The sequence below is a fragment of the Sphingomonas sanguinis genome, from assembly GCF_001476905.1.
GTDB classification, from domain to species: domain Bacteria; phylum Pseudomonadota; class Alphaproteobacteria; order Sphingomonadales; family Sphingomonadaceae; genus Sphingomonas; species Sphingomonas sanguinis_B.
In genome coordinates this window covers 154,489-168,039 of sequence record NZ_LDTE01000001.1, presented here as the reverse complement: position 1 = coordinate 168,039, position 13,551 = coordinate 154,489, and the positions used below count along the sequence as shown (strand labels likewise).

General features: G+C 65.2%; 10 protein-coding genes. 2 read left to right on the top strand and 8 right to left on the bottom strand.

Annotated features, from left to right (window positions below; translation table 11 throughout):
- Nucleotides 1–14: 14 nt before the first annotated feature.
- The 5 genes from malQ to SB4_RS00795 form a co-directional block, all read right to left on the bottom strand.
- On the bottom strand, nt 15–1,901 hold the full coding sequence (gene malQ, locus SB4_RS00815) for a 4-alpha-glucanotransferase (RefSeq protein WP_058750997.1): 1,887 nt from the start codon (nt 1,899–1,901) through the stop codon (nt 15–17).
- Nucleotides 1,898–3,592: a malto-oligosyltrehalose trehalohydrolase gene (treZ, locus tag SB4_RS00810; protein WP_058750996.1), complete on the bottom strand. Its 1,695-nt coding sequence runs from the start codon at nt 3,590–3,592 to the stop codon at nt 1,898–1,900. Before treZ ends, malQ begins: the two co-directional genes overlap by 4 nt.
- Nucleotides 3,589–5,691 (bottom strand): glycogen debranching protein GlgX, encoded by a 2,103-nt coding sequence (gene glgX, locus SB4_RS00805; RefSeq protein WP_058750995.1) that lies wholly within the window; start codon nt 5,689–5,691, stop codon nt 3,589–3,591. The genes treZ and glgX overlap by 4 nt, the downstream gene beginning before the upstream one ends.
- Nucleotides 5,692–5,785: 94 nt before the next feature.
- Entirely contained in the window at nt 5,786–6,046 is a 261-nt protein-coding gene (locus SB4_RS00800; protein ID WP_058750994.1) for a DUF2934 domain-containing protein, read from the bottom strand.
- Between the two features lie 89 nt (nt 6,047–6,135).
- Complete coding sequence (locus SB4_RS00795) at nt 6,136–7,269, bottom strand: Gfo/Idh/MocA family protein (protein ID WP_058750993.1); 1,134 nt, start codon at nt 7,267–7,269, stop codon at nt 6,136–6,138.
- Nucleotides 7,270–7,393: 124 nt separating this feature from the next.
- Between SB4_RS00795 and SB4_RS00790 the strand changes: the two genes are divergently transcribed.
- Together SB4_RS00790 and SB4_RS00785 are read left to right on the top strand one after the other, a co-directional pair.
- On the top strand, nt 7,394–9,199 hold the full coding sequence (locus tag SB4_RS00790) for a glycoside hydrolase family 15 protein (protein WP_082669868.1): 1,806 nt from the start codon (nt 7,394–7,396) through the stop codon (nt 9,197–9,199).
- 39 nt (nt 9,200–9,238) lie between these two features.
- Entirely contained in the window at nt 9,239–11,287 is a 2,049-nt protein-coding gene (locus SB4_RS00785; RefSeq protein WP_058750991.1) for an ATP-binding protein, read from the top strand.
- A gap of 15 nt (nt 11,288–11,302) precedes the next feature.
- Here SB4_RS00785 and SB4_RS00780 read toward each other — a convergent pair whose 3' ends face one another.
- The 3 genes from SB4_RS00780 to SB4_RS00770 all read right to left on the bottom strand — a co-directional run bounded on the left by SB4_RS00780 (nt 11,303) and on the right by SB4_RS00770 (nt 13,525).
- Nucleotides 11,303–11,575 carry a DUF1488 family protein gene (locus tag SB4_RS00780; RefSeq protein WP_058750990.1) on the bottom strand — a complete coding sequence of 91 codons (273 nt, stop codon included), beginning with the start codon at nt 11,573–11,575 and terminating at the stop codon, nt 11,303–11,305.
- A gap of 64 nt (nt 11,576–11,639) precedes the next feature.
- On the bottom strand, nt 11,640–12,071 hold the full coding sequence (locus tag SB4_RS00775; RefSeq protein WP_241488429.1) for a DUF2147 domain-containing protein: 432 nt from the start codon (nt 12,069–12,071) through the stop codon (nt 11,640–11,642).
- A 119-nt stretch (nt 12,072–12,190) separates the two neighbouring features.
- Nucleotides 12,191–13,525, bottom strand: coding sequence for an MFS transporter (locus tag SB4_RS00770; RefSeq protein WP_058750989.1), 1,335 nt, complete (start codon nt 13,523–13,525; stop codon nt 12,191–12,193).
- Between the last annotated feature and the right edge of the window lie 26 nt (nt 13,526–13,551).

The window sequence follows — 13,551 nt, the reverse complement described above, 5'->3', positions numbered from 1 at the left end:
TCCTTGAAGAGGGATCATCGGGCGTTGAGCGTGGCGATGCGGGCGGCGACTGCCTCGCTCCGGCACGCTGCATCCCATGTGTCGGGCAGGCGACGTCGCCAGTTGGGATGCTCGTCGATGGTGCCCGGCAGGTTCGGCTGCTCCTCCAGGCCCAACAGGTCCTCGATCGGCACGATGGCGAGCGGGCAGGGGGTGGCCGCGACGGCTTTTATGGCGGCATCGACCACGGGCTCTGCTTCCGACGGCAGGGCTGTGTCTTCGCCAATCATGGCCCAGAGCGCCGCCTTTTCCTGCGCGCGGTGCTCGCTATCCTCGGAGGATACCGAGCGACCCGCGATCCTAGCCCGCCAGTCGAGGTCGCGACCGGTCCACCAGCCTCGGACGGTCGGAATGTCATGGGTGGCGGTCATCGCAATAGCCTGTGCGTCCCACTGCTCCGGTCGCGTGAACCGGCCTTCGGCATCCCGCTCGAACGGAAGCACCCGCATTCCGAGCATCCCGATGTCAGCCATCGTGTCCCGAAACCCCGGAGGCACGGTGCCCAGGTCCTCGCCGATCACGATGGCACCGCCTCCGTCATTGGCCCGCTGTGCCTCGATCCGCAGGATGCGTAGCAGGTCGGCAAAGGGCATCGCCAGATAGGCACCCTGGTCGGCCGGTGCGCCCTCCGGGATTACCCACAAACGGCACAGCCCAAGCGCATGGTCGATACGGATGCCGCCTGCGTGTGCGAAGACGGCGCGCAGCGTCTGGATGAAGGGTACGAAACCCAGTCGGCGGAGCGCGAAGGGGGATAGCGCGGTAATGCCCCAATTCTGCCCCTCCGGGCCCAACGGATCGGGCGGCGCGCCGATCGACAGGCCGCTCAGCAGCTCGCCCGGACGGCTCCAGCTGTCGGCTCCGTCGGCTGCCACGCCGATGGCAAGATCGGCGATCAGCCCGATTTCCATCCCCGCCTCGCGCGCGGCGGTCGATGCTTGCGCCAGTGCACGGTCGGCCCACCATTGCGCAAAGGCGTAGAAGGCGATCGCATCCTGATGCTCCGCCACGAAATGGGTCACCGCCGCTCCGGTCGGATCGTGATATTCGGACGGCCAACCTCGCCAGCCCTGCGCCTGATCCCGAGCGTAGAAATGCGCTTGCAACGCATCGAAACGGACCTGCGCTTCCAGCCGCTCGCCCTGTTCGTGCCGCCACCGGGCGAAGTCCGATCGGCTTTTATCGTCCAATCGGTCATAGGCCAGCCGGAGATCACGTAAGCGGTCGGGTGCCGCCGTTTTCCAGTCGATCAGCGACGGAGCCTCGGCCACCGGTTCTCCAGCGGGAGCGAGCCAGATGTTGCGGAACAGGCGGCTCGACGGAGCATAGGGGCTGAACCGGCTGGCATCGGCGGGGAAGAGGGCATGGACGGGACTGATGGCAAGGGCCGAAGCGCCGGACTGGCCCAGCGCCCGGGCGGCCGTCGCCAGGCTGGCGAAATCACCATAGGCCCCGCCGCCTTCCCGAAGCGACGGAATTTGCACGGCGCTGCCCCAGTGACGCCCCGGCGGCGGCGCGGGGCAGCGGGCAGCGGCGACCGCGACGGTGATGCTGTGGCCGCCTTGCTCCAGCCGATGATAGCCCCAGTCTGCTATGCCGGGGAGTACGCCGTCGTTCAGGGTGACCGACCGCACCTCGCCATTGTCGAGCGTCAGGTGCGCCGGTCCATCGCGCCACGTGCCAGGCAGTGCGATGGCCTGATCGAGCTCGCCGGAAACGAAAACCGGTTCGCCATGATCGATATCGAGCCGGTCGAGGATCGCCGCCAACGCTTCGTCCGAGACGCATTGCGCCTGTCCCTTGGCGTCCTGCCAATCGCGCGACAGCCCTGCTGCCTCGGCACGGGCGTGGAGGTCGCTCATGTGGAAATCCAGGCGGCGAAGCGGTCGTTCTCCCGGAAGATCAAGGTGCCGTCCTCCTGATCCAAAGGCAGCGGATCGGTGCCGAGGTCGATCAGGATCGTCAGCATGGCCCCGTCCGCCATCCTCCAGCGCGCCTTGACCCGTGCTTCGCCGCTGGCATCGGCCGACAGGCCGACCGCACCTTTCAGTCGAGGTACGATATGGACCTGTCGCAGGGTCAGCAGCTCGCGATACAGGGCCCGCCATTCGCCTGCCGCCGGTCCGGGTTCGGGAACGGACGCGTCGAACGTGCTGCGGGCATTCGGGTCGGGGATACGCTCACGCGCTTCGGGGTCGGCGAAGGCGTCGAACTTGGCGAATTCGCGGCGGCGGCCTTCGCGGACCGCATCGGCCAGTTCGTCGTGGAAGTCGGTGAAGAACAGGAAGGGGCTCTCGCTGCCCTCCTCCTCGCCCATGAACAGCAAGGGGATTTGCGGCCCGAGCAGCAGCAGCGCGGTCGCGGCGCGGAGCCGCTCGCGATCGGTCAGCCGGATCAGCCGCTCGCCCATGGCGCGGTTGCCCACTTGATCGTGGTTCTGAAGGAACGCGACGAAGGCGTTGCTGGCCAGGTCGCCCGATGGCTTGCCGCGGGGCTTGCCGTCATGGTTGGGCGAACCTTCGCCTTGGTAGATGAAGCCTTCCTTCAGACAACGTGCCAGCCGTTCCGCCGGGCGATCGGCGAAGTCGCCATAATAGGCGCTGGTCTCACCGGTCAGCAGGACGTGAAGGACATTGTGGAAATCGTCGTTCCACTGCGCGTCATAACATCCGGCCCGCAACCGTTCGGCATCGTTCTTCTCGTTTTCGAGAACCAGATGGACATGCCGCTCGGGTAGCGCCGCGCGGATTTCGCTCGCCATCCGGTCGAGAAAGCTGTCATTGGCGATCGCGTGAACCGCATCGAAGCGCAGCCCGTCGATGCGATAATCGCGCAGCCACATCAGCGCATTGTCGACGAAGAAGCGATGCACCGGATCGGCGTCGACCGCCACCGCGCCGCCCCAGGGTGTGTCGACATCCTGATGGAAGAAGGCGCTGGCATAGGCGTTGAGAAAATTCCCGTCCGGCCCGAAGTGATTATAGACCACATCGAGGAACACCGAGATGCCCAGGCCATGGGCGGTGTCGACCAGCGTCTTCAACTCGGCGGGCGAGCCATAGGGCTCGGCCACGGCATAGGGCAGCACCCCGTCATAACCCCAGTTGCGGGTGCCGCCAAAGGCGTTGACCGGCATCAGCTCGATCGCGGTAACGCCCGATGCGGCGATGGCGGGCAGCCTATCCCGAATACCCTCGAACCCGCCCAACGTGCCCGCATGAAGCTCCAGGATGACCATCTCTTCCCAGGGCCGACCGCGCCATTCGGTCGCGTTCCAGGCGAAACGTGGATCGACCACCACGCTCCAGCCATGGACACCACCCGATTGCAGCCGGGAGGCCGGATCGGGCACCGCCAGTTCGGCATCCAGTCGATACCGATAGCGCGTGCCTGCCGACGCCGGCGCCGTCGCGGTGAACCAGCCGGCACCGTCCCGCTGCATCGCCACGGAAGGCGCGCCATCGATCTCCAGCGTCACCGCCTCTCGGTCGGGTGCCCAGAGGCGGAAACGGGTGTCGGCGCCGTCGCGCAGCTCGGGGCCCCAGGCAGTCATGCCTCGATCGCATCCTGCCAGGTGATCAACACGGCGCTTTGCGGCCCGACCTCATAGCTGTCGCCGATCTCGATCTCGCCCTGTTCGGGCTTGGCACTGTCGATCAGGACGGTGCGTGCGGCATGGGGCGGGGGCAGGGTGAAGGTGATCGGATCGGCCGAGGCGTTGAGCAGGAGCGACACCGCCTCGACCCAGCCATCTTCGGTCGCGATCGCGCGACGCATCATCAAGGCGCGGCCTTCGGGATTGTCCCAATCCTCGGGGCTCAGTCGCTCGCCACGTTCGTCCCACCATTCGATATCGTTGATGCCATGGCCCGGCGTGTCCTGCCCATAGAGAAAGCTCGGCGCGCGCAGCACGACATAGCGCCGCCGCAACTCGGCCAGTCGCGCGGTGAAGGCGATCATAGCCTCGCCTTCCTCCGAGGCGGCGGCCTTCCAGTCGAGCCAGCTGATTTCGTTATCCTGGCAATAGGCGTTGTTGTTGCCGTGCTGCGTCCGACCGAATTCGTCGCCCGCCACGATCATCGGCGTGCCCAGCGAGGCGAGCAAGGTCGTCATCATCGACCGCATCACGCGACCGCGTGCGTCCTTGATGCCTTCATCGTCGGTCGGCCCCTCGGCGCCCCAATTGCGCGAGTAGTTTTCCGAATGGCCGTCGCGATTGTCTTCCTTGTTGGCCTCGTTGTGGCGCTGCTCGTACATGACCGTATCGGCCAGGGTGAAGCCGTCATGCGCCGCGAGCATGTTGAGGCTGGCCCAAGGCCGCCGTGCCCGCCGGTCGAACAGATCGCCCGAGCCCGCCAGCCGCGCCGCCAGATCGCCACGCTGGCCGGGATCGCCACGCCAATATTTGCGCACCGTGTCACGATACTTGTCGTTCCACTCGGAAAAGCCGGGCGGGAAATTGCCGAGTTGATAACCGCCGGGTCCGACGTCCCATGGCTCGGTCAGCAGCTTCAGCCGGCCCAACACCGGGTCCTGGCGCAGCACGTCGAAAAAGGCCGAACCCGGATCGAAGCCATCCGCCTCGCGCCCCAGGGTCAGCCCCAGGTCGAAGCGGAAGCCGTCGACCCCGAAGCTGGTCGCCCAGTAGCGCAGCGAGTCCGCCACCATCTGGATCACCCGCGCCTTCGACAGGTTCAGCGTGTTACCGGTGCCGGTGTCGTTGATCGTGTAGCGCGGCTGATCCTGCACCAGCCGGTAATAGCTGGCATTGTCGAGCCCACGCCACGACAAGGTCGGGCCCTTTTCCGATCCTTCGCAGGTGTGGTTGTAAACCACGTCGAGGATGACCTCGATCCCCGCCTTATGCAACTTGTGCACCGCGCGGCGCAGTTCGTCCTGGGTATCGGTCGCGAAATAGGCCTGCTCGGGAGCGAAGAAGCCTAGCGTGTTATAGCCCCAATAGTTACGCAGCCCCTTTTCCTGCAGGAACCGGTCCTGCGTGAAGCTGTGGATCGGCAAAAGCTCGATCGCGGTGACGCCGATGCGCTTCAGATGCTTGATGACCGCGGGATGGCCGAGCCCGGCATAGGTGCCCCGCTCACGCGGCGGCACGAGCTCCATCAGCTTGGTCAGACCCTTTACATGCGCTTCGTAGATCACGGTTTCGGACCAGGGCGTGTTGGGCTTCACGTCGCGCGACCACTCGAAATGATCGTCGACCACCACTGCCTTGGGCATGGCGGCAGCACTGTCGCGCTTGTCGAAGCTCAGATCTTCCTTCTTCGACCGGATCTGATAGCCGTGCAGCGCGTCGGTCCATTTGATCTCACCGTGCAGCTTGCGGGCGTAAGGGTCGAGCAGCAATTTGTTCGGATTGAAGCGGTGCCCGGCCTCAGGCTCGTAAGGCCCATGCGCGCGGTAGCCATAGAGCAGGCCCGGCCCGACATCGGGGAGATAGCCATGCCAGACCTCATCGGTGCATTCGGGCAGGGTGTAACGCTTCAGCTCGCGCTTGCCCTGCGAGTCGAAGATGCACAGCTCGATGCGGTCGGCATTGGCCGAGAACACGGCGAAATTGACGCCCTCTCCATCGAAGCTGGCGCCCAGCGGATAGGCGGAGCCGGGCAGGATCTGGTCGGGCAATTCGGTCAAGAAATCTCTCCGGCAAAAGTCGAATGACGATCCGTGAAATGGTGCCTTGCGAAAGGCGCAGTCATGTTGAGGGGCGTTGCCCCGCCAATGGACGTCAGGCGGGTTTGGCGGCGCGCGGCTTGCGCGTCTTGGGCTTCGCCTCCGCTGCCCCCTTTACATCGGTCTTCTCGACGGGCGTGGCCTTTCTCGAGCGAGTGGAGGTGGATTTGGGCTCGGGAGCCTTCACATCTGCATTAGGACTGGCGAGTTCGCGCTCGGCCATCTCCCAATGCTCGCGGTCGCGCCCGTGCGGCTCCCCCTCGGCCTGCCAGATGCCGTAAGCGCGCGCGCGAAGCTGTTCCTGCCTGTTATCCACCGTCGACTCCCTGCCGTGACATCAACTGTCATCGCCAGCGTAACGATTATGGGAGAGATTATGCTCCCCCATAATCGCGTTGATGCGCATCAATTCCCGGTGGGCGATTTCGCCTTGACCTGTTCGGGGGCTCGGACCGCAGACAGGGTCTGGCGCTGGCTGGCCGGATCGATGCGGCGGGTGCGGGTGAAGGGCGGCAGTTCGACGCGGCTGCCCGTCTCCATCACCTTTACGATCCCCTCGATCACACGCAGATCGGACAGACCTTCCTCGACATCGGGCTCGGGATCTCGGTCATTCAGGATGCAGTCGGAGAAATAGCGCATTTCGCCGCCGAACTGGTCGGTATGCTTGAACGCCTCATGGCTCTGCTTGTCGCCGATCGTGACGTCATGCTCGATCCCCGACTGGAAACCATAGGCCGGGCTCATATGAATCGAGCCCTTCATGCCCGCCACGATCAGGCTGTCGATATTGTTCATCGCATAGCTGACCGTGAAGCTCGCCAGCTTGTCGCCCGGCATCCGCAGGACGACGGCGAAGGTATCGTCGAGGTCGCCCAGGCCAGCGCTCGGCTGGCGCGTGGCGACGGCACTTTCGACCGCGACCGGCTCCGCCCCGAACAGATAGCGGATGGCGTTGATGGGGTAGGGCGCCATGTCGAAGAGCGGCCCGGCTTCTAGCCCGTGCTTGGCACGGTGATTATCGGGGTCCAGTTTCTGCCCGAAGCAGGATGTGAAGCCGACCAGTTCACCCAATTCGCCGTTCCTGATCTTCTCGATCGCCGCCAGCGTGCCCGGCTCGAAGTGCAGACGATAGGCCGTCATCAGCTTGGCGGTGGAGCGGCGCTCGGCATCCTGAATGGCGCGGGCCTTCTCGCTGGAGACCTCTAGCGGCTTTTCGCACAGTACATGGATGCCCGCGTCCAGCGCCGGAATGGCGAATTCGGCATGTCGCCAATTGGGGGTGCCGAGATAGATGGCGTCGCAGACATTCGCGGTCAGCAGCTTGTCGAACTCATCATAGGAATAGACATGCTCGACGCCATATTTCTTGGCGAGCAGACGTCCCTTCTCGGCGTCGCCGGTAACGATCGCGGTCAGCTCCGAATTGCCGGTATGCTCGATGCCGGGCAGCATGGCCGACTGGGTGATGTCGCCCGCCCCTACGACTGCGTAGCGGACCTTCTTCGTGCCGAAACCGAATGCCGATGCCAGGCTCATGGCGATGCTCCCAAATGACGTAACGGATGCTGCAACGCGCCAATCCGACGAAGGTCCCACGGAGATTTAACGGGTCTGGCGAGTTTTCAGCCGCCTAACCTGTATCAGTGGAGCGCTTGCCACCGTGTCTCTTCCCGACCAGCATGCCGATCCGCTGCGCGATGCCGAAGGATTTCTCGACCTCGAAAACTATGCCGCGCTGGGGGACGGGCGTAGTGTCGCGCTGAGCGGGGCGGACGGGACAATAGACTGGTGGTGCGTACCCAACATGGATTCCGCGCCGCTGTTCGACCGGCTGCTGGATGGGGAACGGGGCGGGACCTTCGCGATCACGCCGGTCGAGCCCTTCACCGTCGAGCGGCGCTATCGCACCCACAGCAACGTACTGGAGACGATCTTCACCACCGCCAGCGGCCGGGCGAAGCTGGTCGAGTCCCTTAACAGCGGCCCGGCCGGGCGGCTTCCCTGGGCAGAGCTGGCGCGCCGGGTGGAGGGGCTCGACGGGTTCGTCCGCTTCGCCATCACCCTGCGGTTCAGCCGCCGGGCGGACACGGTCAGCCCCTATTTCGCACCGGCGGGCGGGCATAATGTCTTTCATGTCGACAGCGTGCTGGGCGTGTTCCGTCACTGTGCGCATGTGACCATCGATCATGTCGAGGATGGGCTGGTCACCGGCACGGCGTCGGTGGGGCCGGGCGACCGCGCGCGCATCGCGATCATCGCGGGCGAGGACGAACCGCTGGTCTGCCAGGATATCGAGCAGATCGACGCGCGGATTGACCTGTCGGACGATGAGTGGCGGCAATGGACCAGCGGGCTAAAGGTGCCCGAACTTCACCGCGACCGTATCCTGCGCAGCGCGCTGGCGTTGAAGCTGCTGCTCTACTCCCCGACCGGGGCGATCACGGCGGCGGCGACCACATCCCTGCCCGAGGGGATCGGCGGCGAGAAGAATTACGACTATCGCTACGCCTGGGTTCGCGATGCCGGCTATACGATCAAGGCGTTCCTGCGCATCGGTGCCCATGCCGAGGCGAAAGCGGCCTTCACCTGGCTGCTCAAGCGGTTGGGGGAGGGCATGCCGCAGGTCTGCTACACGCTGAACGGCCAGCCCGTGCCCGAGGAGCAGGAAATCGCTGTCGGTGGCTATCGCGGGTCCCGGCCGGTCCGTGTCGGTAATCTGGCGGGCGGCCAGCACCAGCACGGCATCTATGGCGACATCTTCGAGACGGCGAGCCGCTTCGTCGCCTGTGGCAACTTCCTCGACACCTCCAGCGCGGAGACGCTGTCGCACTTGGCGGACGACTGCGCCGATCGGTGGCGGCAACCCGATGCGGGCATCTGGGAGCTACCCGAGGAACGTCATTACACCATGTCGAAGATCAGTTGCTGGCAGGCGCTGGCGCGGGCGGTCGAACTGGCCGATGAGGGGCAGATCCCGACGACCTGCCGCGACCGCTGGGCGCGCGAACGCGATCGGATCGAGGCGTGGATCGGCGAGCATTGCTGGTCGGAGGCGCGCGGTGCCTATCTGATGCACCCCGACAGCGACTCTCTGGACGCCAGCCTGGCGCTGGCGGTGCGCTTTCGCTTCGATGGGCAGGACCGGTTGGCCCGCACCCTCGACGCGCTCGACCGGGAATTGGCGGCGGGGGCCTTCCACTATCGCTATTCGGGCGTGCATAAGGAGGAAGGCTGTTTTCTCGCCTGTACCTTCTGGATGATCGAGGCGCGTGCAATCCTCGGCCAGACCGAGGCCGCGCAGGCCGCCTTTGACGCGGCGACCGAGGTGCTCGATAGCCGGGGCGCGGGGCTTTACGCCGAGATGATTGATCCGAAGACCGGCCATTATCTGGGCAACATGCCACAGGGACTGACCCATTTGGCCGTCATCCAGGCAGCGGCGACATTGGCGGGCGAGGAATTGTGACGGTGGCGGAGCCACGTACAACTTGCTAGCAGCGCCTCAATGAGTGTCGTCTCCTCCGATCCGAAGCTGGCCTTTCTGGAAGGTGGAGGGGAGGCGACACGACTGATCCTCGCACGGGATTGGACTGGGCACCCGATGGGGCCGCCGCAGGATTGGCCCGAATCCTTCCGCATTCCTTTGAGCCTCGTGCTCAACTCGCCCGAATCGATGATCCTGGCCTGGGGGCCGGACCTTCATTTCTTCTTCAACGAGACGTATTTTCCGCTGCTGGGCCCGCGCCTGTCCTGGGCGATGGGGGCGCGCTTCGACGAGGTATGGGCCGATGCGCTGGAACAGGCGCGGCCGATCATCGACGATGCGCTGGCGGGCCGGACCCAGCGCTTCGTCGATCTGCCCTGGAAGCTCGATACCGACCGGGGCGAGGCGCATACTTTCTGGTCCTTCTCGTATTCGCGCGTGCTGGACGGCGAAGGCAAGGTCGCCGGACTGTTCATCTTCACCAACGAGACGACCGCACGCGTCCATGCCGATGCCGCCCTGCGTGAGAGCCAGGCGCAATTGTCGCAAGCGCTGGAGGAGTTGCGCGGGCTGAACGTCACGCTGGAACAGCGGATCATCGAACGGACTGCCGAGCGCGACCGGATGTGGGACGTGTCGCCGGACCTGCTGACCGTGATCGATCCCGAAGGGACGATCCGCCGGATCAACCCGGCGTGGCGGGTTTTGCTGGGCTATGAGGCGACCGACCTGATCGGCCGGTCGGTGATGGATTTCATTCACGCCGACGATCGGGAGGGGGCGCGAGCCGCGCTGCGCACTTCACTGGAAGGGGGCGTCCCGCGGATCGAACTCAGGATGCACCATGCCGAGGGCCATGACGAATGGATCGCCTGGGTCGGCGCCTCCAGCGAATTCGAAGTCTTTTCGGTCGGTCGTCACATCACCCAGCAAAAGGCTGCCGAGGAGGCGTTGCGCGCCACCGAGGAACAGCTGCGCCAGGCACAGAAGTTGGAGGCGATCGGCCAGTTGACGGGCAGTGTCGCGCATGACTTCAACAACCTGCTCACCGTCATTCGCGGTTCGATCGACCTGCTCCGCCGCGCCGAATTCCCGGCTGAGCGTCGCCAGCGCCAGATCGACGCCATCGCTGACGCCGCCGATCGCGCCGCCAAGCTGACGGCGCAATTGCTCGCCTTCGCGCGCCGCCAGCCGCTGACCCCAGAGATCGTCGATGTCGGGGACAGCATAACATCGCTGGTCGATATGATCACGACCCTGTGTGGTCCGGGCATAGAGCTGGACGTCGATCTGCCGGAGGTGCCCTGTCGCGCGCATGTCGACCGCAGCCAGCTCGATACCGCGATCGTCAACATGGCGGTCAATGCGCGGGACGCGATGGCGGGGCAGGGGCGGCTGACCATTCGGGTGAAGTCCGAGGCCGAAGCAGTGAGCGAGCGTCAGGTACGGATTGCGATAACCGATACCGGCGAAGGTATTCCGCCCGAACGTCTCGACCAGATTTTCGAGCCCTTCTTCACCACCAAGCGGCTGGGGGCGGGCACCGGCTTGGGCCTCAGCCAGGTGTTCGGCTTTGCGCGCCAGTCGGGTGGCGACGTCCATGTCGTCAGCGAGCCGGGCGAGGGGGCGACCTTCACTCTCCTTTTGCCGCAGGTGGACGGCCTGCCGGTCAGTGAAGGGCGCGTGGCGATGGCGACAGGCCACAAGCGCGCCGAGCACCGCGTCCTCGTGGTCGAGGACAATATCGAAGTCGGTCAGTTCGCGGTCGAGGCGCTACAGACGCTGGGATCTCATACCGTCACGACGACCAACGCGGCCGCCGCGATGGAGGAGTTGAAGACCGGCGCGGATCGGTTCGACCTCGTATTCTCCGACGTCATGATGCCCGGCCAGTCGGGCATCGATTTCGCGCATGAGATCAGCCGCCTTTATCCCGAACTCCGCATCCTGCTGACCAGCGGCTATAGCCAGGTCATCGCGGATGAGGGCAGCCATGGCTTTGCCCTGCTGCGCAAACCCTACACTTTGGCGGAGCTCGCGCAGCAGATGGACCGGCTGTTCGACCAGTGATCCTGGCTGGGACGATCAGTCGAGATCGTTCTCGCTGACGACGACCAGCGACTGGGTCATGTCCCGGGCGAGCGCGGTCTGGGCCGCTTCCAAAATGTCGTCGCAATAGCGCTCGAACAGTTCCACGGCGTCGCCATCCGGCACGTCGCCGCTCAACGCTTCGAGAAGGTCGTACTGGGCCGCGAACTGATATTCCTCGCCGTCCAATTCCCCGACGAATTCGACCTGCCGGTCGGACACATTGTCCTCGATCGTGCCCGCAACCACTGTCAGCGTATCGTCAGCCATATCTGCCCTTTCCTGTTACCGCGTCGGGGACGCCGCAAACGCGCGGCGGTTCCATGGCGCGGCGTTATTTGACTCGGTGCCAGCGCTGTTCCTTGCAGCCCAATCGCCCGAACAGGCACCCCTCGCCGACGAGCGTGCGGGCGTCGATCTGGGTGATCGTGCCTTCCACCTCGCGTCCGATATCGGGAATGAAGACCGTTCCCGCCCAGCGGCCGGGTTCTTCCTCCTCGAAATCGGTGAACAGGGGCGTGCCGACGAGCCGGGGCGAACCGCCTCGCTCCGCATCGGCCTTGGCCTGTTCGCTGGCCCAGACGACGGTGCCGCACATCAGCTGCGCGTCGCGTCCGCGACCACAGGGCGCGAAGCGCACCTGCACCGTGTTCGAGGGATTGGCCCAGGTTCCTGCCGGAACCCGTGCATCCGCTGCAATTGCGAAAAACGTGCCGCCCGCAAATGCCATGGCCATCGCGGCCTTGCGTCCTATGCCTGTCTTCATAACGCCTCCTGCCCGGCCTGATACGCGGCTAGGATGAATGTAGGATGGCGCATGCCCAAAGCAAAACGGCCGACGGGTCGCCCCGCCGGCCATTTCGTTCCTAAAATCGCGTAGACGCGTTACGATGCGCGCTTGGCGAGTTCCTTGTTGATGCCCAGCGCGGCCAGCGTGCCGACAGCACCCGACAACAGATAGACACCGACCGACAACAGTCCGAAATTGCTCGACAGCAGCAGCGCGGCCAGCGGCGCGAAACCCGCACCCAGCAGCCAGGCCAGGTCCGAGGTGATCGCGGCACCGGTATAGCGACGCAGCGGCGAGAAGCCCGAGTTGATGACGCCCGACGACTGGCCGAAGCCCAAGCCGAGCAGCAGGAAGCCGAGCACAATATAGATCGTCTCGCCCACGCCGCCCTGGCTCAGCAGCTGCGGCGCGAAGCCCGCATAAGCGGCGATGGCGGCGGCCGACGCGCCCAGCAGGGTACGGCGACCCACCCGGTCGGCGATCTTGCCCGAGGCGAGAATCGCGATAACGCCGACGATGCTGCCGACGATTTCGATCATCATGAAGTCCTGCGGGCGTTCCTTGTTGAACAGCACGACCCAGGACAGCGGGAACACGGTGACGATGTGGAACATCGCAAAGCTGGCGAGCGGCGCGAACGCACCCAGCAGGACGGTGCGGCCTTCGGCACGGATCGTCTCGCCGACCGGTGCGGGCTGAAGCTCGCGGGTCTCGAACAGGCGCTGGAATTCCGGCGTCGCGACGATACGCAGGCGGGCGAACAGCGCCACGACGTTGATCGCGAAGGCCACGAAGAACGGATAGCGCCAGCCCCAGTCCAGGAAGTCGGCGGTGCTCAGTGTCGTCAGGAAAAAGGCGAACAGGCCGTTGGCGACCAGCAGGCCCAGCGGCGCGCCCAGCTGCGGGATCATCGCGTACCAGCCGCGACGACGCTCCGGGGCGTTCAGCGACAGCAGCGAGGGCAGGCCGTCCCAGGCGCCGCCCAGGGCCAGACCCTGCATGATGCGGAAGATGCCGAGCAGCACGGCCGCCGACGTGCCGATCTGCGCATAGCCGGGCAGGAAGGCGATCGCCATGGTCGAGCCACCGAGCAGGAACAGCGCGATGGTCAGCTTGACCCCGCGACCCAGGCTGCGGTCGACCGCCATGAAGATGAAGGTGCCGATGGGCCGGGCGATGAACGCCAGCGAGAACAGCGCGAACGAGTAGAGCGTGCCGGTCAGCGCATCGACATAGGGAAAGATCAGCGACGGGAATACCAGCACCGAAGCGATGGCGTATACGAAGAAGTCGAAGAACTCCGACGTGCGCCCGATAATGACGCCGATGGCGATATCGCCCGGCGCGACATGGTGCGGCTCGCGGGCATTGACCAACTGCGCGTCCCGCTCAAGGGGCGTCGAGGTCGATGCGGTTAACTCTGCGCTCATCGGCTGCCAGTCCTGACTTCTTACCT

What these genes read in the sequence shown, in the direction of transcription:
- malQ (WP_058750997.1), bottom strand. Translation starts at nt 1,901, where the DNA reads ATGAGCGACCTCCACGCCCGTGCCGAGGCAGCAGGGCTGTCGCGCGAT.
- SB4_RS00795 (WP_058750993.1), bottom strand. Translation starts at nt 7,269, where the DNA reads ATGAGCCTGGCATCGGCATTCGGTTTCGGCACGAAGAAGGTCCGCTAC.
- SB4_RS00775 (WP_241488429.1), bottom strand. Translation starts at nt 12,071, where the DNA reads ATGAAGACAGGCATAGGACGCAAGGCCGCGATGGCCATGGCATTTGCG.
- SB4_RS00770 (WP_058750989.1), bottom strand. Translation starts at nt 13,525, where the DNA reads ATGAGCGCAGAGTTAACCGCATCGACCTCGACGCCCCTTGAGCGGGAC.
- treZ (WP_058750996.1), bottom strand. Translation starts at nt 3,592, where the DNA reads ATGACTGCCTGGGGCCCCGAGCTGCGCGACGGCGCCGACACCCGTTTC.
- SB4_RS00785 (WP_058750991.1), top strand. Translation starts at nt 9,239, where the DNA reads ATGAGTGTCGTCTCCTCCGATCCGAAGCTGGCCTTTCTGGAAGGTGGA.
- SB4_RS00780 (WP_058750990.1), bottom strand. Translation starts at nt 11,575, where the DNA reads ATGGCTGACGATACGCTGACAGTGGTTGCGGGCACGATCGAGGACAAT.